At 71.7% G+C, this 22,485-nt stretch carries 6 protein-coding genes; 3 read left to right on the top strand and 3 right to left on the bottom strand.

What is annotated here, in order from left to right; genetic code table 11:
• Positions 1–8 precede the first annotated feature (8 nt).
• Entirely contained in the window at positions 9–1,202 is a 1,194-nt protein-coding gene (locus WMF27_RS01895; RefSeq protein WP_437761966.1) for an FIST signal transduction protein, read from the bottom strand.
• 518 nt (positions 1,203–1,720) lie between these two features.
• Complete coding sequence (locus WMF27_RS01890) at positions 1,721–2,797, bottom strand: hypothetical protein (protein WP_437761967.1); 1,077 nt, start codon at positions 2,795–2,797, stop codon at positions 1,721–1,723.
• Positions 2,798–2,827: 30 nt separating this feature from the next.
• Between WMF27_RS01890 and WMF27_RS01885 the strand changes: the two genes are divergently transcribed.
• From WMF27_RS01885 to WMF27_RS01875, 3 genes are all read left to right on the top strand, one after another.
• Positions 2,828–4,069 (top strand): class I SAM-dependent rRNA methyltransferase, encoded by a 1,242-nt coding sequence (locus WMF27_RS01885; RefSeq protein WP_437761968.1) that lies wholly within the window; start codon positions 2,828–2,830, stop codon positions 4,067–4,069.
• A 470-nt stretch (positions 4,070–4,539) separates the two neighbouring features.
• Positions 4,540–5,121 carry a cupin domain-containing protein gene (locus WMF27_RS01880; RefSeq protein ID WP_437761969.1) on the top strand — a complete coding sequence of 194 codons (582 nt, stop codon included), beginning with the start codon at positions 4,540–4,542 and terminating at the stop codon, positions 5,119–5,121.
• 581 nt (positions 5,122–5,702) lie between these two features.
• Entirely contained in the window at positions 5,703–17,267 is an 11,565-nt protein-coding gene (locus WMF27_RS01875) for an amino acid adenylation domain-containing protein (RefSeq protein WP_437761970.1), read from the top strand.
• Positions 17,268–17,289: 22 nt separating this feature from the next.
• On the opposite strand, the gene WMF27_RS01870 is transcribed toward WMF27_RS01875, so the two are convergent.
• Positions 17,290–22,350 (bottom strand): protein kinase domain-containing protein, encoded by a 5,061-nt coding sequence (locus WMF27_RS01870; protein ID WP_437761971.1) that lies wholly within the window; start codon positions 22,348–22,350, stop codon positions 17,290–17,292.
• Positions 22,351–22,485 lie beyond the last annotated feature (135 nt).

Genomic DNA, 22,485 nt, shown 5'->3' with positions numbered 1-22,485 from the left:
TCCCGCGCTCAGGCCCCCAGGGCGAGCACGACAGCGGTCTTGTTGTGAAACTGCGGTACGCCTCGGCCCAGCGTACCGACTTCGCCAAAGGTCAGACATCCCATCACCGGGACGCTCTCGCCGAGCTCGCTCTCGAAGGTCGCCAGCTCGTCGCGCACCGTGTCGCCGAGCATCATGCACCGCGAGATGCAGTCGAACACGAACGCGCCGGCGATGGGCCCGGCCACCGCGTCGCGCGCCGTGGTCGCGGCCTCGCGCGCGGCGCCGACGAGGCCGATGGGGTCGCCCTCCATGACGCGGATGAGGCACCCGTCCGGGACCTCGCCGACGCAGTAGAGCCCCCCCGGCGAGACGACGCGCAGCGGATCGCGGATGACGTGCTCGCCGTCGGCCTGCGGGATGCCGAGCGGGTGGGTCATGGCGAACGTGGCGAAGCCGTCGATGTTCACCTGATCCCCCCTCGCCCGCGCGGTGCGCTGGTAGACCGAGAAGGCGCCCTCGTACTCGAGCTCCGCGAGGACCGTCCCCTCGGCGCGGGTGACCATCGTGGGCGGGCCATACGGCCGGAAGCCGTGGCGGATGCCGGTCGCCATGCGCGCCGGCGAGTCGATCGCGACCACGACCACGCTGTCCGAGTAGGCCCTGCCGCCCGCGAACTGCGCGGTGCGCACGAAGCGGAGGTTGTCGCCCGCGCCGCCGCCGGCCCAGACGACGCCCGTCCCGCCGACCTCGACCGCGCCGCGCACCACGTCGGCCCCGTTGCCCGTGACCGCGTCCGGCAGCACGATGAGCGCGCGGCTCCACCCGGGCGCGACGGACGACGGAAACCTCTCGAGGGCGCGCGAGGCGGCGAGCACGCCGGCGCGCCGCCCGTCCTGGCTCACCGGCTGCGCGACCCCGACGCCGACGCGCACGGTCTCCGAGGTGACAAGCCCCACCACGAGCCCCTGCCGGAGCAGCCGGCTGCCGGCAAAGACGCCGGCAGTGCAGCACCCCGCCCAGGGGACGCCCGGCAGCTGGCTCGTGACGGCCGCGGCGAGCGCGTCGGCGTCGTACTGGTCCGTCGATAAGACGAGCGCGAATGCCGGTCGCGCCGCGTGCTCGGCGCGGGAAGACCCGCGGAGCGCCGCCGCCACGGCCTCTGAAGCAGCCTCCTTCGGATCCGCCGCGGAGCTCGCCCCGACAAATACCTGTGTCGCCATGTTCCCTCCCTCCCTCGGAATTTCGGCACTCGCGTTATACTGGAGATTCATCCGATCGTCACGGCGGGTGGTTGTCCCGTGATGGCATCCGTACAGGGCGCTCCCGTTCGTCGAGCGACTCACGATTTTCCCGGCGCGACGCTCCTCGCCGAAGAGCCAGGCAGAGCCGTGAGGAGGCCCGCGAAGCGCTGTTCTGCGAGGAGAGGGGGGCGCCTGAGACCGAGGGGGCAGGCCCCTCATCCTCCGATAAGACAACGCGCGCTGCAAGCGCGGCAGACACGCCGGACACACCCGAGTCGGCCGTACAGGAGCAATCAGGGCCTTGCGCAAATACCGGACAACACGGCACCACACGCCAGGATCGTGGCATTGCGAACCGCGCTCGATGGGGCCTTGATGCCCGAGGCGGAATCAAGGCGAGTCCACAGCGCGCTGCCAGGCGAGGCGTGGTCGTTCCGTCCGACGAGAGACGGTGAACCCCGGAACCTCGCCGGTAATGGGATGATCCGGGAACAAGCTCAGGGATTCGCCCGCAAGAGCGAGTACGTCAGGGGATGCCAGAACCCGCCCTGCTCCGCCCCCGGAGCGGCCCCGACGGCGACAAGCACGAACCCCTGACCGTCCCTGATGTCCGCCGCCGGCACGTCGCTGCTCGCCAGGATCTCGCGCATCGGCACCGACGACGTCACCATCCCCTCGATGGGATCGCGGGTCTCGATCGCGACCTCGTCGAGCGCGCCGAGGTCGCCCACGGAGAACCCGGTGGACGGTGGGAACGGCGCGATCGCGCCGTAGGAGAGGTCCTGCGCGAGCGTCACCCCGGTCGCGTCGTCGCGCCCGGGCGCCAGCGCCACATGGACCACCGGCGTCGCCGTGCTCGCGTGCGCGACCTGCAGGCTCACCCTGCCGAAGCTCGTCCGCCGCGACATGGCGACCGCGACGAGGCCGGCGGTCGGCGTGTCGATCGCGTAGGCGTCGCCGCAGCCTTCCTTCTCGCTCTCGTGCGTGTGCCCCTCGCCGCCGAGGCATCCGGTGGCGACCACGAGGAGGCTCTTCTCCTCGGCGAACACGGGCGCCGGGAGCACGGGGAGCCCCGCGGCCACGATCGGGGCCGCGCTCTCCGCGGCGAGCGCGAGGATCTCCGCGCAGTCGAGCCCCTCCGTCGCGCGGAGGTCGCCGGCGATCACGTGCGCGCGCAGGCTCGTCCCCTCGGGGATCGCGGCGCCGAGCGGCTCGATCTCCTGGGCCCGGGCGAACGGGAGGCCCGCGGCGGCGCCCGGCCAGGGGTCCACTCCGGCGCCGGTCCCGTCGGGGTACGCGAGGAAGCAGAAGCGGACGGCGTCGTGATCGCTGATGCCGTTCACCACCGTGAGCTTCGTCGGCCCCGGCGGCTCGACCGCGCCGCCGCCCGCGCCCGTGGTCGTCGTCGACGCGCCGCTCGTGGTCGCTGCCGGGCCGCCGCCGGCGCCGGAGGTGCTGGCCCCGCCCGACGGATCCCGGCCGAGGACGCCGTGGTCCTGCGTGCAGCCTGCCGCGACGGCAAGCGAGATCCCCCCGAGGCAGGCCCATCCGGACGAACGAACTCGGTGCAGCACGCTGCGAGCTTACCGTGCTAGGCGGGGTCGATGCGGGTCCATCTCACCGCGCCAGCCGCCGCCGCCGTCCGCCGCGGCCACCCATGGGTCTACCGAGACGGCATCGCGGACGGCGGCGGACACGGGAGCAAGCGCGGCGAGGGCAAGCGCGGGGAGCGCGCGCACCGCGGCGGCGCCGCGGCGTCGGGCGACGTCGTCGAGCTGTCGGCCGAGGGGGCGCCGTTCCTCGGGCGAGGGCTCTGGGACGCGGACTCGGCGATCGCCGTCCGCGTCTTCCAGCGCACGCAGGCGCCGCCGCTCGACGAGCGGGCCGTCGCGGAGCGGCTCGATCGCGCCTTCGCCCTGCGCGACGGCTGGTTCGCCGGCCGCGACACGACGGCCTACCGGCTGTGCAACGGCGAGGGGGACCGGGTGCCGTCGCTCGTCATCGATCGGTACGACCGCGCCGCGGTGATCCGCCTCGACGGCGACATGCTGGCGCCCTGGCTCGATCGCCTGCTCCCGCACCTCGCGCGCGCGCTGGGCGCCCGCGGCGTGCGCTCGATCGGCCTGCGCGCGCGCGCGCAGGCCGCGGGCGAGGACGCGGACGGGAAGAAGCTCGCGCACCTGCACGGGCCGCCGCTGCCGGATCGCCTCTTCGTGAGGGAGACGGGGGTCGCGATGGAGGTCGATCTCGCGCGCGGCCAGAAGACGGGGGCGTTCCTCGACCAGCGCGACAACCGCGCCCGCGTGCGCGCGCTCGCGGCCGGGCGCCGGCGCGTGCTGAACCTGTTCAGCTATGCGGGGGGCTTCTCCGTGGCCGCGGCGCTCGGCGGCGCGGGCCGGGTCACCTCCGTCGACTCGGCGTCGGCCGCGCACGCGTCGGCGCAGCGCACGTTCCGCGAGAACGGCGTGGATCCGGCGGCCCACGAGTTCGTGACGGCGGACGCGTTCGACTTCCTCGAGAAGGCCCGCGCGCGCGGCGACCGGTACGATCTCATCATCTGCGACCCGCCGAGCTTCGCGCCGAGCGAGCGCGCCAAGCCGCGCGCGCTCGGCGCCTACCGGCGGCTGCACGCCGCGGTCGCGCGCGTGCTGGATCGAGGTGGCGTGTTGTGCGCGGCGTCGTGCTCGAGCCACATCACGGCGGAAGACTTCCTGGCGACGCTGGACGACGCCACGCTGGAGCGGGACGACCTGCGGATCCGGGCGATCCACGGGCAGCCGGAGGACCACCCGACGCTGCCGGCGTGGTGGGAGGGGCGGTATCTGAAGTTCGTGGTGCTGGAGTGACGCGCTGACACGCCCGCCGGATTCGCCCCCGGTGACGCGGGCGCTGCCGGCCTAGCGGAAACGGCTGCCGCTGGAATTCGCCAGTGACCACGGCGCTGCCGGCGCGGCGGAAACGGCTGTCCCTGGAATTCAATGTCGTTCACCAAGGCATGACCGACAGGCGCCGCGGCCGTATCGGCTCCACCGTCCGGCGCTCCGCGGGATCGGCAGCATCGCGTCTCGACGCTTCCGAGCTCCTCCAGAGAGCGGCCTTTCCGGGCCACGCTACTACACTGGCCCAGTATTGTCCATTACTCAGCCAACACACGGTTCACGCGCGCCACCCGCGTGACACGCGACGATAGCGAGCGATAAAGTCGATTCGAAGCAAGGAATCGATCGAGCGTACCGCCATAGCCCGCGGTATCTTTGGAGACGAGCCGCGCCGAGCGCTCCAGGAGCTCGGACGCGGCAGACAAGGGGGATCTATCATGACGACGCTGAAGATTACCCCGGAGCAGATGCGCTCGCGCATCGCGCGGTTCGGCGAGCTCCGGGCTCACGTGAATCACACCACGGACACCAGCATCCCACAGGAGGCGTTCGACGCCGTGAACCCTCCTCTGTATCTCCTGATGGCGCACGCGGCGGGGGACGCGCGCGAGGGGACGGGGCCGGCCATCGTCGGCCCCAAAGGCATGAGCGTGGGCATCGTCAGCTGCAGGCCTGGCGACAAGGTCCCTCTGCACGCACACCGTCGCTCGAGGGAGGTATTTCTGTGCCTCGCTGGACGCTTCGCGCTGCGCTGGAACGAGGGCGCCACGGACGAGACGACGCTCGAGCCCTTCGATATGATCGACGTGCCCGTGGGCGTCTACCGGCAGTTCGAGAACGTCGGCCAGGAGCCCGGGCTGCTCCTCGCCATCATCACGGACGAGCGCGAAGACGAGCCGGGCGACATCGTCATCGCGCCCGAGGACAGGGCGCGCTTCGCCGAGCGCTTCGGGCCCGCCATCCTGGAGAAGCTCACGGCGACGACTGGTATGCTCTTCACCGATCCTCCCAAAGAGTAGCGCCTGCCCTCGCGGTCCCTCCGCGGACAGCCTCCGCCGAGCCACGGAGGCGCCGGCTGTTCAGGGCCAGACGCGGTCCCCGGCCGGCGCGGCCCCGGGCGCCCGCCGCGCCGCGCCGACCAGCGCAGGGCGTGTCACAGATGAACTTATTTAGGCGAGAGCTCGGGCGGGAACTCGGGCGGGAACTCGAACATGATCGAGATGAGCCTTCCGTTCGTCGCACGAACGATTTTGATCATTCCGCTTGGCAATACTAAGATAAAGGATCATTATTAATACTGTAGACCAAAAAAAGGTGTCGCCGGGGGAGGCGAAGACGTCGAGTTCTCGCGTGATGGTTCCGTGACAGGCGTACGCCTGATGCGCGCTCGGGGATGAGTTGCGCGCTCGGGAGGAGGAGCGCCATGTCACCGAGGACATCGCTGAGCCGACAGCCGGCGCGCGAGCGAATGGAGTGCCTGACAACCTGCATGGGTGCCGCCTACGCGGCGCGCGTGAGCCCATTGCAAGGGCCTCTCCGAACGCTCGGAGCGGGAGGAGGGAGGTGCTCTCTAACATCAACGGACAGGAGGGCATGCGCCATGGTTGAGCTGACGTACGCGCCACTTTCCTTCGAGCAAGAGACGAAATGGCTCCTTGCTCGAGTCCATGGTCCCGCGCCGGTCATCCATGAAGGCGGCGCGGCCTGGCTCGACGGGGATCTCGATGTACCCAGATTGCGCCGCGCCGTCGAGGAGATCGCGGCGCGCCACGAGCCGCTCAGGACCTCCTTTGTCGAGCGCGAGGGAGAGCCCGCGCAGGTCGTCAGGCCCGCGGTGGCGATCGACCTCGGAGAGGTGGACCTGGCCCCGGACCTACAGCCCACCTCGGACGAGGCGGCGCTCGCGGCCGCCCGCGAGGAGGCCGCTCGCCCCTTCGATCTCGAGCGTGCCCCGCTCTGGCGGGTGACGCTCATCCGGGCGCACCCGCGCCGCCACCTGGTCGCGCTGTCCATGCACGGCCTCGTCTGCGACGGCGCCTTCAGCGTGGGACTGTTCTTCTCGGAGCTCTGCGCCCTCTACCATTCCATGACGCCTCCGGCGCTGCCCATGCGTTATCAGGACCACGTCCGGCGGCAGCTCGACCGCGCCGCCGGCGATCGTCTCGACGCGCGGCTCGACCACTGGACACGGGAGCTCGCCGGCGCGCCGACTGCCCTGGATCTTCCGACGGACCGGCCGCGGCCCGCCGTGCATGCCTTCGACGGAGGGTCGGTCGAGCGCGCGCTCGACCGATCGCTCCTCCAGCGCCTCGAAGCGGCGGCCCTGGACGAAGGAGCGCGCCTGTTCACCGCGCTGCTCGCGGGGATGCTGGCTGTCCTGCACCGGATCACCGGCGAGGAGGATGTCTTGATAGGCACGCCCCTGCCCGGGCGCGATACGCCGGACGTCCGGGAGCTCATCGGCCTCTTCGGCGGCCCGGTGATCGTGCGGGGCAGGTTCGGCGCACAGCCCTCGTTCCGACAGCTCCTGCGCCAGGTACACCGCTCCATCGAGGAGGGCAGAGCGAACAGCGAGGTTCCCGCCAGGGCGCTGCTGGAGAAGCTCGCCGCGCCGCGCGACCCGGGCCGCACGCCGCTCGTCCAGGTCCTCTTCGCGGCGACGCCCCCGAGCCCCCCGCCGTGCAATGGGCCGCTGCTGACGCTGACCCGGACGAACCTCGATCTGCCGTACGTCGGTCATGATCTCGTGGTGAGCGTCGAGGACGCCGCCGCAGGGGTCGTCGCGCGGCTCGATTACCGCCGCGATCTCTTCGAGCAGGCGACCGCGGTCAGGCTGCTCGAGCACTGGCAGGCGCTGCTCGGCGGCGCTGCCGAGGCCCCCGATCAGCGGATCTCGGATCTGCCTCTCCTGTCGGCCGACGCGCGGCGGCAGCTCCTCGTCGACTGGAGCAGCGGCGCGGCGACGGCCCCGCCGCGCGAGCTGGTCCACGAGCAGGTCGAGGAGCAGGCGCGCCGCGCCCCTTCCGCCGCCGCGGTGGCGTTCGACGGCGAGCGGCTCACGTATGCCGAGCTGGATCGGCGGAGCAACCAGATCGCCCACCTCCTCAGGAAGAGCGGCGCCGGGCCTGGCGCGCTCGTCGGCATCTGCCTGGAGCGCTCGCCGGACATGATCGTGGCCGCGCTCGGCGTGCTCAAGGCGGGGGGCGCGTACGTCCCGCTCGACCCGGCCTATCCGGCGGCTCGGCTCGCGTTCATGCTGGAGGACGCGAAGGTGTCGGCGCTCCTGACCAGCGACGACCTCGCCTGCCGCGTGCCGAGCCGCGGGCTCAGCGTCGTTCGCCTCGACGCGGATCGGGCGATGCTCGATCGCGAGCCCGTGGACAAGGTGCCTCCGGCCGCTGGCCAGGCGCCGGACGACCTGGCGTATGTCATCTACACGTCGGGCTCCACGGGCCGGCCGAAAGGGGTGCTCGTGGAGCACCGCGGGCTCACCAACCTGGTCGCCTGGCACAGGCGGCGGTTCGCCCTGTCCAGCACGGATCGAACCACCCTCATCGCGAGCCCGGGCTTCGACGCCTCGGTCTGGGAGACGTGGCCCGCGCTCTGCGTCGGCGCGTGCCTGTACATCCCCTCCGAGCCCCTCCGCCGCTCGCCCCTGGAGCTCCAGCGGTGGCTGATCGAGCAGCAGATCACCGTCTCCTTCGTCCCCACCCCGATCGCCGAGGAGCTGCTGCGCCTCGACTGGCCCGCGCGCTGCTCGCTGCGCGCCCTGCTCACCGGCGGCGACAGACTACGACGCTGGCCTCACCGCGCCATCCCCTTCGAGGTCGTCAACAACTACGGCCCCACCGAGGCCACCGTCGTCACCACCTCCTGCGCCCTCCCCAGGGACGCCCACGACGACCGCGGCCCCTCACGCGAGCCGCCCATCGGCCGGCCCATCGACAACGTGCGCGTCTACATCCTCGACCCGCGCCGACAGCCCGTCCCCGCCGGCGTCCCCGGCGAGCTCTACATCGGCGGCGACGGCCTCGCCCGCGGCTACCTCCACGACCCGGAGCTCACCCGCGAGCGCTTCCTATCCGACCCCTTCTCCGACGCGCCCGGCGCCCGCATGTACCGCACCGGCGACCTCGTCCGCTGGCGGCACGACGGCGACATCGAGTTCCTCGGCCGGCTCGACCACCAGGTCAAGATCCGCGGCTTCCGCCTCGAGCTCGGCGAGATCGAGGCCGCGCTCAGGCAGCACCCCGCCCTCGACGACGCCGTCGTCCTCGCGACCGACGACGCCCACGGCGACAAGCGCCTCGTCGCCTACGTGGTCCCGACGGGCGGCGACGGAGCCTCCGCGCGAGGAGTGGAGAGCGTGGAGGCGTCGCCGGCGGCGCTCCGCGCTCACCTCCAGGGCAGGCTGCCCGAGTTCATGGTGCCGTCCGCCTTCGTCGCGCTCGACGCGCTGCCGATGACGGCGAACGGCAAGGTCGACCGGGCGGCGCTCCCGGCCCCCGGCCCCGCGCGGGCCGCGCTGGCGCACGCCTTCGTCGCGCCTCGCTCTCCCGTCGAGCGGGCGCTCGCCGAGATCTGGCAGGAGGTGCTGCGGCAGGAGCGCGTGGGGGTGCATGACAGCTTCCTCGAGCTGGGCGGCAGCTCTGTCCATGCCGTGCGGCTGCTCTCCCGGGTGCGCAGCGCGCTCGGGGTCGAACTCGCGTTCCAGGAGCTCTTCCGCCGCCCGACCATCGCCGAGCTCGCGCCCCTCGTGAGGCAGGAGCCCGCGGCGCGCGGGGTCGAGCGCGCGATCTCGCCCGTCCCGCGCCTCGGGCCGCTGCCCCTGTCCTTCGGGCAAGAGCGCCTCTGGTTCCTCCAGCGGCTGGCGCCGGAGAGCCGGGCCTACAACTGCTTGTTCCCGTTCCGCCTGCGCGGGCGCGTCGATACCGGGGCGCTGGACAAGAGCCTCCGCGAGCTCGCGCAGCGGCACGAGATCCTGCGGACGACCTACGCGGAGCGCGACGGGCGGCCGGTCCAGATCATCGCCCCGCAGAGCTCGTTGCAGCTCAACGTGATGGATCTCCAGCACCTCTCCCCGGAAGAGCGGGAGGTCGCGGCGCACCAGCGCATCAACGCGGAGGCGCAGACCCTCTTCGACCTCGAGCGAGGCCCCCTGCTCCGGGCTTGCCTGCTCAAGCTCGGGCCGGAGGACCACGTCCTGTGGCTCCACCTCCATCACATCGCGACCGACGGCTGGTCCATCGAGCTCGCGTTCCGCGAGCTCGCCATCCTCTACGACGGCCACCGCCGGGGCGCCCCCGCGGCGCTGCCCGAGCTCGCGATCCAGTACGCCGACTTCGCCGCGTGGCAACGCGAGCAGATGAGGGACAGCGCCCGAGCAGCGCTGCTCGCCTGGTGGAGAGAGCGGCTGCTCGACGCGCCGCCTCTGCTCGATCTGCCGAGCGATCACCCGCGGCCGGCGATCCAGAGCCTGCGCGGCGCCACCGTCTCCTTCCGGATCGACGCGCCGCTCGCGGAGCGCCTCGGGGAGCTCAGCGCCCAGCGGGGGATGACGGTGACGATGGTCCTCATGGCCGCCTTCGCCGTCCTGCTGCACCGCTACACGCAGCGCGACGACCTCTTGATCGGAATGCCGAGCGCCAACCGGGCGCGCATGGATCTCGAGGAGATCATGGGCTTCTTCGTGAACATCGTGCCCCTGCGCGTCGATCTGTCCGGCGACCCGAGCTTCGACGAGCTGCTCCAGCGGGTGCGGCAGCTGTGCCTGGAGGCCTACGAGCACGACATGCTGCCCTTCGATGTGCTCGTGCAGGAGCTGAGGCCCGAGCGCAGCCCGGGCTACAACCCGGTCGTGCAGATCGCCTTCGCCCCGCAGAGCCCCGCGGAGCGCGATCTCGCGCTCGCCGGGCTCGAGGTCCGTCCCATCGAGGCCGACGCCAAGAAGACGATCTTCGACCTCTCGCTGTACTCCTGGGAGAGCCCCGGCGGCGTGACGGGGATGTTCGAGTACAGCACCGATCTCTTCGACCGAGCGACGATCGAGCGGATGGCGGAGCACCTGCTGACGGTGCTCTCCACCGCGGCCTCGGGGCCGGATCAGCCGGTGTCGTCGCTGCCGCTGCTCACGCGCGTCGAGCAGCGGAGGCTCGTGATCGAGATGAACGACACGGCGGTCGACCCTCCAGGAGACCGGTGCGTCCTCGACCTGTTCGAGGAGCAGGCGGCGCGCGCGCCGCATGCCTTGGCCGCCGTGACCGACCGCGGCTCGTTGACGTACGGCGAGCTCGATCGCCGGGCGAACCAGCTCGCCCACCGCCTGCGCGAGGCCGGCGTGGAGCCGGGGACGGCGGTCGCGATCCATGCAGAGCGGTCGCTCGCTCTCCTGATCGGCATCGTCGGGGTCCTCAAGGCTTCCGGGGCGTACGTCCCCTTCGGCCCCGAGAGCTCGAGCGAGCGGCTGGAGCTCATGCTGAACGACTCCAGGGCGCCGGTGCTCATCACCGGGGCGCGCCTCGCCGACCGCATCCCCGCGTTCGGCGGCGTGGTGATCCGCCTCGACGCCGACGGGCGGGCGCTCACCGGGCAGCCTGATTCGGCGCCGCCGAGGAGCACGGGCCCCTCCGACCCGGCGTATGTCATCTACACGTCGGGCTCGACGGGCCGGCCGAAAGGGGTGCTCGTGGAGCACCGCGGGCTCACCAACCTGGTCGCCTGGCACAGGCGGCGGTTCGCCCTGTCCAGCACGGATCGAACCACCCTCATCGCGAGCCCGGGCTTCGACGCCTCGGTCTGGGAGATGTGGCCCTCGCTCTGCTCCGGGGCCTGCCTGTACATCCCCTCCGAGCCCCTCCGCCGCTCGCCCCTGGAGCTCCAGCAGTGGCTGCTGGAGCAGCACATCTCGGTCTCCTTCGTCCCCACCCCGATCGCCGAGGAGCTGCTGCGCCTCGACTGGCCCGCGCGCTGCTCGCTGCGCGCCCTGCTCACCGGCGGCGACAGACTACGGCGCTGGCCTCACCGCGCCATCCCCTTCGAGGTCGTCAACAACTACGGCCCCACCGAGGCCACCGTCGTCACCACCTCCTGCGCCCTCGCCAGGGGCGCCCACGACGACCGCGGCGCCTCACGAAAGCCGCCCATCGGCCGGCCCATCGACAACGTGCGCGTCTACGTCCTCGACCCGCGCCGACAGCCCGTCCCCGTCGGCGTCCCTGGCGAGCTCTACATCGGCGGCGACGGCCTCGCCCGCGGCTACCTCCACGACCCGCAGCTCACAGAAGACCGCTTCCTCCCCGACCCCTTCTCCGACGCGCCCGGCGCCCGCATGTACCGCACCGGCGACCTCGTCCGCTGGTTGCACGACGGCAACATCGAGTTCCTCGGCAGGCTCGACCACCAGGTCAAGATCCGCGGCTTCCGCCTCGAGCTCGGCGAGATCGAGGCCGCGCTCAGGCAGCACCCCGCCCTCGACGACGCCGTCGTCCTCGCGACGGACGACGCCCACGGCGACAAACGCCTCGTCGCCTACGTGGTGCCGAGCAGCGGCGGGCAGCCCGCGGCGCACGACGCGAGCCTCCAGGCGGGCCACGTCACGGAGTGGCGCGCGCTGTACGACGACACCTACGCGAAGGACACCGCCGTCACCGATCCGGACCTCGACATCACGGGCTGGAACAGCAGCTACACCGGCGCGCCCATCGAGGCGGCGGAGATGCGCGCGTGGCGCGATTTCACGGTCGAGCGGATCCTGTCCTTCCAGCCGAAGCGGGTCTGGGAGATCGGCTGCGGGACAGGCCTCCTGCTCCTGAAGACGGCGCCCCGCTGCGAAGCCTACCTGGGGACCGACTTCTCCGAGCAGGCCATCTCCCTGCTCCGCCCCAGGCTCGCCGCCAGGGCGTATGCACACGTGACGCTGGCGCGCCGCGAGGCCAACGACTTCAGCCACGTCGAGCCCGGGAGCTTCGACGTGATCGTCCTCAACTCGATCGTGCAGTACTTCCCCGGCGCCGACTACCTGCGATCGGTGATCGAAGGCGCCGTCCGCTCGGTCGCCCCCGGCGGGCTCGTGTTCATCGGCGACGTGCGGAGCCTCCCCCTGCTCGAGGCCTTCCACGCGTCGGTTCAGCTCCACCGGGCGTCGCCGGACACCGCGGCCGAGGAGCTGCGTGGCCGGGTGCGGCGGGCGCTCTCGACCGAGGAAGAGCTCGTCGTCGCGCCCGACTACTTCCGCGCCCTGCGCGGCCGGATCCCGGGCGTGAGCCACGTGGAGATCTGGCTCAAGCGCGGCCACGGCGCCGAGGAGATGACCCGCTACCGGTACGACGTCGTGCTGTTCGTGGGCGCGGCGGCGGAGCCGGCCGCGATCGCGCGATCGATCGGCGGGCCGGCCGCGGCGGACCTCCGCGAGATCGAGCGGTCGCTGCGGGAGGACCGCCCCGAGGCGCTGGAGGTGCTGGGCATCCCGAACGCGCGCGTGCACGCGGACGTCGCCCTGGCAGCGGCGCTCTCGACGGCGAGCGGGACCAAGGAGGACCTCTGCGCCGCGGGCCCCGCGCGCGCCGGCGCCGCGATCCAGCCGGAGGCGCTCTGGGAGCTCGGCGACAGGCTGGGCTACGCGGTCCGCGTCACCTGGTCGCGGACCGGAGGCCCCGAGCGCATGGACGTCCTCTTCGAGCGCGACGGGGATCCGCGGAGGCCGCGCGCCCTCCTCGGCGCGAGCGCCGCCGAGGGACAGGCGCGCTCGCCGCTGATCAACGACCCGCTCCGCGCGAAGCAGGCGCGCGCGCTCCTCCCGGCCCTGCGGGCGTTCCTTGCGGCGAAGCTCCCCGAGTACATGGTCCCGGCGATCTTCGTGAAGCTCGACGCGCTGCCGCTCAACGCGAGCGGGAAGGTCGATCGGCGCGCGCTCCCCGCGCCCGAGCGCCCGACGCCGAGCGCCGAGCCCAGGACCGCCGCGCCGGCCTCGGACATCGAGGCCGTCCTGAGCGAGATCTGGCGCAAGGTGCTCGACCTCGACCGCGTGGGGCTCGATGATCGGTTCTTCGAGATCGGCGGCCACTCGCTCCTGCTCGTGCAGGTCCAGGCCGCGCTCCAGGCGCGCCTCGGCCGGAGCGTGCCGATCGTGGAGCTGTTCCAGCACCCGACGATCCGCAGCCTGGCCGCTCACCTCGGGGCGGCCTCGCGGGCCGCGGAGGCAGACGAGACCGCGGCGCCGGCGCCGCCGACGCGCCCCTCGAGCCGCCGGGCCCCCGCGCCGGAGCGCAAGGCGGCGCCCGCGAACGCCGTCGCGATCGTCGGGATGTCCGGGCGCTACCCCAGGGCGCGCGACGTCGACACGCTCTGGTTCAACCTGCGCAACGGCGTCGAGGGCATCCGCTTCTTCACGCCCGAGGAGCTGGAGGCCTCGGGCGTCGATCTGGAGCTGATCCGCGCGCCGAACCTCGTGCCGGCGTGCGGCGTGCTGGACGACGCGATGTGCTTCGACGCGCGGTTCTTCGGCTACAGCCCGAACGAGGCGATGCTCATGGACCCGCAGCACCGGATCTTCCTCGAGTGCGCCTGGGAGGCGATGGAGAGGGCCGGCTACGACCCGCTCTCGTGCGAGCAGTCGATCGGCGTCTTCGCCGGGAGCGACGCCCCGCTGTACTGGCTGGAGCGCGTCGGCATGCCCAAGGCGCCGCTGAGCGCCGAGTACTACCGGATCCTCACCGGGAACGTCACCGACGGCCTGACGACGCGGGTGGCGTACAAGCTGGGCCTCCGCGGGCCCGCCGTGACGGTGCTGACCGCGTGCTCGACGTCGCTCGTCGCGGTGCACCTGGCCTGCCAGAGCCTCGCCACGAAGGAGTGCGACATGGTCCTCGCGGGCGGCGTCGTGGTCCTCCCGCCGACGCGGCTCGGCCACGTCCACGAGGAGGGCTCGCTCGCGTCGCCGGACGGCCACTGCCGGCCGTTCGACGCCGACGCGCAGGGGACCGTGGCCGGCAGCGGCGTGTCGGTGGTCGTGCTCAAGCGGCTGGAGGACGCGCTGCGCGACGGCGACCACATCCACGCCGTCATCCTCGGATCCGCGATCACCAACGACGGCTCGCGCAAGGTCGGCTACGCCGCGCCGGGTACGGACGGGCAGGCGCAGGCGATCCTCAAGGCGCACGCCGCCGCGGGGGTGGAGCCGGAGAGCATCACCTTCGTCGAGGGCCACGGGACGGGCACGAGGCTCGGCGATCCGATCGAGGTCGCCGCCCTGTCGCGCGCCTTCGGAAATGGCACTGACAAAGTCGGGTTCTGCGCGCTGGGCTCGGTGAAGAGCAACCTGGGCCACCTGGGGGCGGCCGCCGGGGCCACCGGGCTCATCAAGGCCGCGCTCTCGCTCGAGCACGAGCTGATCCCGCCCACGCTCCACTTCCGGCGCCCGAACCCCGAGCTCCACCTGGAGAGCAGCCCGTTCTTCGTCAACGCCGCGCCGCTCGCCTGGAAGCGCGGAACGCGCCCGCGCCGCGCCGGGGTGAGCGCCTTCGGGATGGGGGGCACGAACGCCCACGTGGTCCTGGAGGAGGCGCCCGCGCTGGAGCCGTCCGGCCCGTCGCGGGCTTGCCAGCTGCTGGTCCTGTCCGCGCAGACGAGCGAAGCGCTCGAGGGCATGACGGATCGGCTGGCCGGGCACCTGCGGCACGCGGCGCACGTCTCCCTCCCCGACGTCGCCTTCACGCTCCAGCAGGGGCGGGCGCGCTTCGCGCATCGCCGCGCCGTCGTCTGCCGCGAGCCGGTCTCGGCGGCCGCCCGCCTGCGAGCGCGCGATCCCGCCCACGCCTTCGGCGACGTCGCCGAGGGCCGCGCGCCGAAGGTGGTGTTCCTCTTCCCCGGCGGAGGCTCCCAGCGGGTGGACATGGGGCGAGAGCTGTACGGGAGCGAGCGCGTCTTCCGGGAGAGCCTCGATCAGTGCGCCACGCTGTTCCAGCGCGCGCTCTCCATGGATATCCGGGCGCTGCTCTTCCCGGGCCCCGAGGAGCAGGAGCGCGCGGCCGAGCAGCTGCGCGCCCCCTGCGCGAACATGGCGGCCATCTTCTCGACCGAGGTCGCGACGGCGCGGCTCCTCCTGTCGTGGGGCATCCGCCCCGCGGCGGTCAGCGGACACAGCCTGGGCGAGTACACCGCCGCCTGCGTCGCGGGCGTGCTGTCGCTCGAGGCCGCGGTGACGCTCATCGCGGCGCGCGGGCGCCTGTACGAGCAGCTGCCCAGGGACGTGGCGACGCTCGTCGTGCATCTCTCCGAGGACGCGCTGCTCGATCGGCTCGGCGACGGCCTCTCCCTGGCCGCCGTCAACGGCCCGGAGGTGTGCGTCGTCTCCGGGACGCTGCCGGCGATCGAGCGCCTCGAGCGGGAGTGCGCGCGCGAGGGCCACGAGACCCGGCGCTTGCCGATCGCCACGGCGGCGCACTCCTCGCTCGTCGGCCCGCTCGCGGACCGCTTGACCCAGCTGGCGGCCTCCCTGGAGCGACGGGCGCCGCGCATCCCGATGCTCTCGAACCTGACCGGCACGTGGATGACGGACGCCGATGCCCAGGATCCGTCCTACTGGGCTCGGCACCTCCGGGGGACCGTCCGCTTCGGGCGAGGGCTCGCAGCGCTGCTCCTCGACCCGGATCACGCCTTCGTCGAGGTCGGACCCGGGCGGACGCTGTCCACGCTGGCGAGCCAGCACCCCGACGCCGGCGCGGGGCGGCTCATTCTCACCACGATGGCGAGCTCGGGCTCCGATCGGACGGACCTGGAGGCGCTGCTCGCCGCCGTCGGCCAGCTCTGGTGCGCCGGCGCCGACGTCGACTGGGCGGCGTTCTCCCGGGACGAGCGGCGCCGGCGCGTCCCGCTGCCGACGTACCCGTTCAAGCGCACGCCGTACGTGCTCGGCGCCTCGCGCCCGGCGCCCGCGACGACGGCGGCGCCCTCGTCGGCGCTCGACAGCGGCGACGCGGCGTCGCGCCCGGCGCCTGCGACGGACCGGGGCGACGCGAGCTCCGAGCAGAGGGCCGGGGCGCCTGCGGATCACGCGGCGCGCGCGCTCGCGGGCATCTTCAGGGAGGTGCTCGGCGTGGCCAAGGTGCGGCCGCACGACAACTTCTTCGACCTCGGCGGGGACTCCTTGAGCGCGATCGCGGTGCGGACCCTGATCAAGGAGCGGCTGAAGGTCGAGCTCTCGGTGCACACGCTGCTGGAGCTCCGCACCGTCGCGGCGCTCGCCGAGCACATCCACGAGAGCCAGCCTTCGAGCGCCGCCGCGCCGCCCACCCACAGGAGCGCCAGCGTGGCGTCGGGGCGCGGGCGCGGCCGGCTCACCGTCCCGCTCCACGTCGGGTCGCACCGCAAGGGGCCGCTGTTCCTCGTGCAGCCCATCGGCGGCACGATCTTCATCTACCGCGAGCTGGCGCGGCAGATGGGCGCCGAGCTGTCCATCTACGGGATCCGGGCGTCGGGGATGGAGCCCGACGAGCCCGTCTTCACCGAGATCCCCGCCATGGCGGCGCGGTACGTTCAAGAGCTGCGCGCCGTCCAGCCGGAGGGCCCGTACCTCCTGGGCGGCCACTCGGCCGGCGGCGTGATCGCCTACGAGATGGCGCAGCAGCTCCTGGCGGAAGGGAAGAAGGTGCAGCTCCTCCTGCTGGACACCGGATCCCTGGCGGCCGCGCGGGGCGCGTCGATCGAGAGCGCCGACGACGTGCTCCGGCAGCTGATCGGGCTCAAGGACGCGGCCCCCAAGGCGTACCAGGGCTTCGTCGCCGCGCTCCAGGAGGACGCGCCGTTCCGTGCCATCGTGCTGAGCACCTGGCGCGCCATGACGCTCTACGAGCCGCGCCCGACGGAAGCCAGCGTCCTGTTCGTGCGCGCGCACGAGCAGCTCGACGCGAGCGAATCCGACGACGTCGACTACTGGAGGGACCTCACCCGCGGACGGTTCGTCATGCACCAGGTCCCGGGCAACCATTTCACCATGATGGAGCCGCCTCAGGTCGCGTCCGTGGCCCGCGTCGTCCGGGCGCACATCACGGCGCAGAGCCGCGTGCGGGCCAGGATCCCCGAGAGCACCGCGCGTTCGGGATTGAGCCGATGGAGCTCCCGGAGAAGCGGCCCGGACAGCAGCCCCGACAGCGGACAGGCGAGGACCTGAGCCGGTCGAGCCGGCGCCGCGCTCAACGCGCGGCGCTCTTCACGAGGCCGTCGGTCCTCCCGGTCCTCTGCAGCGCGTACGCGATGCCGCTCTGGAGCGTCCCCCGCGTCACGATCTCCCTGAACTCGATCTGCAGGCCCGTGAGGGTCGTCGCGACCTCGGGGCGGATGCCCGTGATCACGGCCTGCGCCCCGAGCATCCGGAGGGCCCTCGCCGTGGCCATCAGCGTGCTCGCGACGTCGCTGTCGACGAGCTTCACGCCGGTGATGTCGATGATCACGACCTCGGCGCCGTTCGACTCGACCCCGTGCAGGGCGGTGCTGAGCGCCTGCTGGGCCCGCGCGCTGTCCATCATCCCGATCAGCGGCATGACCATGATCCGGTCGGTGATCGGGATGATGGGGGTGGACAGCTCCGCGAGCCGGTCGTTCTGCACCCGGATGATCTCTTCCTGCAAGGACAGGCGCTCCCGCTCGCTCCGCTCTCGCCCGGCGAACTCGACCCCGAGCCGCTGCTCGGCCTCCTGGAGCGCCGCCGTGCGGTGCTCCAGGTGCTCGTAGAGCAGCGCGTTCTCCACGGCCGTCCCGGCCTGCGTGAGAAGGAGCCTGACGAGCTCCTGCCGCGCCGGCTTGAAGGTGCTCGGGGCGAGCCGGTTCTCCAGGTAGATGATCCCCTTGGTCCGGCCCTGGTGGACCATGGCCAGGCACAGGATCGACCTCGGGGCGTACGCGGCGATGTACGGGTCGCCCGCGAACCGGGACTCCTGGGTCGCGTCCGCCAGGATCACGGGCTCCTTCGTCCTCGCGACGTACTGCACGATGGAGACCGGCACGTCGGCGCTCCCCTCGAGCGGGGCGGCCAGGCCCGCCCGGAGCGAGCTCGGCTCCGCCGTGACGACCGCCTCGACGAGCAGGTGCTGTTCGCGCTCGAGGATGAGGGCGCCCTTCTGCGCGCCGGAGTTCTTGATGACGATCTCCATCAGCCGGCTCACGACGCTCTCCAGGACGACCTCGCCCGCGAGCGCCTGCGCAGCCTGGATGACCGCTTCCACGTCGAGGATGCTGGTGCTGAGCCGCGTCGTCGACGTGGTCTGCGCCCTGCCGGAGCGCGACGAGGCGACCACGCTGCGCGGCCCGAGGAGCCCTCCGTCGGCAGGCACGAGGTGGGGAGCGACCCGCGCCAGGCTCTCCACCTTGGCTGTCGCCCCCCACAGGAGGTACGCGTGGTAGGCGTCCGTCATGAAGGCCCGAGCGGACCGGAGCAGCCCCTCGGCCTCGTACAGCTTCGCCGCGATCTCGTTCGCGATCGCCTCGTCGCGCACGAACCGGCTCGCCCTCGCCGCTTCGATCGCCTTCTCGTAGAGCATCATCGCGTCCCGCGTCCTCCCCGAGAGGCGCGCCACCTCGCCCGCCACGAGGGTGCTCTTGTGGGCGTAGTTGGACGGGCTCAGCTCCGCCCAGTGGTTCAGCTTCGCCTCGAGCCTCGCGATCGCCTCCATGTGCTCTGCCCGCTCGCCGTCCGGCGCCCCGTCGCACGACGCCGCGAGCGTCAAGCAGCCGAAGAACACGATCTCCGTCGCCCAGGCGTGGGTCGTCCACCCCACGCTCTGCCGCTCGGCCGTGGCCAGGAGCGAGCGCGCGGACGCGTAGTCCCCGTGGAGGTAGCTCAGCTGGAGCTTGAAGGCGCTGTACCAGCTGGCCACGTAGCCGAGCTCCGGCCCCTCGATCGACCTCGTGAACTCGGCCTCGTCGAACGACCCGCCGCTCAGGGAGTGCCCCCCTTCGGTTCGACCCGTGAGGTTCGCGACCACCTGCTTCGCGCAGACCAGGGCGTGGATCGTGGTCAGGTCGCCGATCCGCCGCACGAGCGCGAGGTTCTGCTCGATCTCGTCCGCGAGCGCGTCCAGATCGTCGCCGAGGTTCAGCTTCGCCGCCGCGATGTGCATGCAGCAATACGACGCATAGACCAGGTCGCCGCTCGCCAGCCCGGCCTGGCGGGAACGCCCGAAGCAGTCGATCGTCGCCGAGAGATGCTCGAACAGATGGAGTGTCGCCGCGAAGTAGATCAGCAGCTTGCAGGTGAGGCGAACGTTGTTGAGCTTCTCGTTGAGCGCGATCCCGAGCTTCGCGAACTCGTACCCTTCCTCGTATCGTTGAGGGTTGTCCCGGAACAGGGGCAGATCGTTCCCCAGCATGCTGCCGAACGAGACGTACCCCAGGGCGGACGTGGCCGAGTTGCCGTGCTTTATCGACAGGTTGATCTGCTTGACCACCGCGAGCAGGCCGAGGGTGGGATCCACGGCGTTCGCCGGCGTCGCCAGCTCGCCCAGGAGGCCCAGGGTCATCTGTGTCTCCGCGCTGGAGGCCAGCGGCAGGTCGATGAGCTCGGCGATCGCGCGCCCCTCCAGGCTCGCGCGCAAGGCGGCGAGCTCCGCGCGCAGCATCACCTCGCGCTCCTCGGCGGCCTGCGGGAACTCGACCCCGAGGAGCCCGAGCGCCTCCAGCGCCTGGTCTATCACCCGGTTGATCTGGCCGAGCATCAGGTAGAAGGTCATGCGCAGCACGCAGACCTTCGCGCGATCCAGCGTGCTCTTCGCCTGGGTCGCGAGGACGTCGAACAGCGGCTCGGCCGCCTCGAAGCCGCCGCTCAGGCACCTGCACTCCGCGAGCTCGGCGTGGAGCGCGAACGCGAGCTCGTACTCGCTCTTCCAGCTCTCGGCGTCGAGCAGCGATGTCCCGATCTCGAGGTAATGGACCGCGGCGTCATAGGCCGCCCCCATCTTCGCCCGCTTGCCGGCGTCGAGGTTCAGCCGCGAGAGCGCCCGCTTCTCGCGATCGTCCGTGATCAGGGCGACCCCCCTGTTCATGTGGCCCACGATGTCGAACAGCTCGGCCTCGGACTGTTCTCGCCTGCTGTCCTCCAGCATCAGCCGCCCGATCTGGAGGTGCGCCGCCTGCTTGTCCGCGTCGTCCATGAGCGCGTAGGCGGCCTGCTGCACGCGATCGTGCAAGAACCTGTAAGAGACGTTGAGCTCCTCGCCGGAGCCGTCCTCCGCGACGGCGAGCTCACCGTCCATGGCGATATCGAAGAACCTGGACTCCGCGTCCACGGGGAGGATGAAGCCCTCGCGGAGCACGCCCCAGAGCTCGCGGGCCGCCTCCAGGCGCGACCGCCTCGTCACGATCGCCAGCGTCGTCAGATCGAACTGGTGGCCGACGCACGCCGCGAGGGAGAGGATGCGCTGGGCGCGCTCGGGCAGCCGGCGCATCTTGCCCACCATGAGCTCGATCACGTTCTCCGAGGCCTTCGCCTCGCGGATGCGATCGAGGTCCCATGTCCACGAGAAGCCGCCGGGGTCGAACGAGAGGAGCCTCTCGGCGTGCAGGCTCTTCATGAGCTGGCTCATGAAGAACGGGTTGCCCCGGGTCTTGTCGAAGATGAGCCTCGCGAAGGGCTCCGCGCGGTGAGGATCGCAGCTCAACGTGTCGGCGACGAGCTGGTTCACGTCGGCGAAGGCGAGCGGCTTGAGCGTCAGCTCGCTCACCGCCGCCGCCTTCTTGCGGAGCTCCCCGAGGACCACGGAGAACAGGTGGCTCGCGTCGACCTCGTTGTCGCGGTACGCGCCGATCATGAGCATGTAAGGGATCCGCGCCTCGGCCGCGATGGTCTGGAGGAACTTGAGCGACGCCGCGTCCGCCCACTGCAGGTCATCGAAGAAGAGGACCAGGGGGCGCTCCTTGGAGGGGAAGGCGCGGCAGAAGTTCTGGAGCGTCAGCTGGAACCGCGCCTGCGACTCGGTGGGGCCGAGCGCCTGGACGGCCGGCTGAGGGCCGAGGAGGAGCTCGAGCTCCGGTATCAGATCGATGAGGAGCTGCCCGTTCGAGCCGATCGCCGCCGCCAGCCTGCGCTTCCACTGCGCCAGCGCCTCGGCGGGCTCCGCCATGATGTTGCGGATGAGCTCCTGGTAGACGTGCGCGACGGCCGCGTACGGCGTGGTCCGGTTGAGCTGGTCGAACTTGCCGGTCGCGAAATACCCTCTCTCGCGAACGACGCTCTTCTGGAGCTCGTTCACGAGGACCGACTTGCCGATCCCGGAGTAGCCGGAGACAAGGACGGATTCGCTCCCGCCCTGCCTCGTGCGGACCCACGCGTCGGAGAGGAGCGCGACCTCGGTCTCCCGGCCGTAAAGCTTCTGAGGCGCCCGCAGCTCATCGACGTAGTCGTATCGGCCGGCGGGGAACGGCTCGATCTTCCCCTTCGCGGAGAGCTGCGACGAGCACTCTTCCAGGTCGACCTTGAGCCCGTGCGCGCTCTGATACCTGTCGTCGGGGCTCTTGGCGAGGAGCTTCATCACGATGTCGGAGACGGCGCTCGGCACCGCGGGCGACACGGTGTGCGGCGCCGGCGGGGTCCGCGCGATGTGGCTGTGCACGAGATCCATGAGGTCCGTCGTCCGGAAGGGGAGGACGCCCGTCACCATCTCGTACAGGGTGACGCCCAGGGAGTAGAGGTCCGTGCGGCGATCGATGACGACGTTCAGCCGCCCGCTCTGCTCCGGCGACATGTAGGCCAGGGTCCCCTCGAAGGACGCGAAGCGGTTCGCTTTATGGGCTTCCTGCGACAGGCGCGTCGCGCTGCCGAAATCCGTCAGCTTCGCCTCCAGCGTCTCCGCGTTGACGAGGATGTTGTGCGGCTTGACGTCCATGTGAGTGACGCCTCTCCGATGGATCGACTCCAGGGCGTCCGCGATCGAGATCGCGATACGGAGCGCGTCCTCCAGCTTCAGCTTGCCCGCGCTGATGAGCTCGTTGAGCGGGCGCTCGCCCGCGTCCTCCATGATGAGCGCCAGGCTGCTCCCCACCATCTCGATCCCATAGACCCTCACGACGCCCTGCAGCGCGAGGTCTCGGGCGATGGCGTATTCGTACTTGAGCTTCGCGATCTCGACAGGCAGCGGGCGCTCGCTCTTGAGCCGCTTGATCGCCACCGGGGAGCGGTCGCTCTCTCGAACCCCCCGGTAGACCGTCGTCGCCGAGGATTCGTGGATGACGCCCGTCAATGTGTAAGCTGCCCCACTTGCCATAAATACATTCTCGCGGGTTCGGGTCATGGCAGCAAGGGAATCCCTTACAGGCGCAACCTGACGGAGCCGCCCAGGTGATCCACTGGGGTCGGACGTAGCAGCCCGCGGCAGGCGAGCGTCGGCGTCGCGCGCGCC

It is taken from the genome of Sorangium sp. So ce281 (assembly GCF_051527395.1).
In the GTDB taxonomy this organism is placed as follows: domain Bacteria; phylum Myxococcota_A; class Polyangia; order Polyangiales; family Polyangiaceae; genus Sorangium; species Sorangium cellulosum_B.
Note: the sequence above shows the minus strand (reverse complement) of the source record. Positions and strands in the feature narration are given on the sequence as shown.

Excerpts from the sequence above, each read along its gene's own strand:
- WMF27_RS01895 (WP_437761966.1), bottom strand. The coding sequence starts at position 1,202 with ATGGCGACACAGGTATTTGTCGGGGCGAGCTCCGCGGCGGATCCGAAG.
- WMF27_RS01875 (WP_437761970.1), top strand. The coding sequence starts at position 5,703 with ATGGTTGAGCTGACGTACGCGCCACTTTCCTTCGAGCAAGAGACGAAA.
- WMF27_RS01885 (WP_437761968.1), top strand. The coding sequence starts at position 2,828 with ATGCGGGTCCATCTCACCGCGCCAGCCGCCGCCGCCGTCCGCCGCGGC.
- WMF27_RS01880 (WP_437761969.1), top strand. The coding sequence starts at position 4,540 with ATGACGACGCTGAAGATTACCCCGGAGCAGATGCGCTCGCGCATCGCG.
- WMF27_RS01870 (WP_437761971.1), bottom strand. The coding sequence starts at position 22,350 with ATGGCAAGTGGGGCAGCTTACACATTGACGGGCGTCATCCACGAATCC.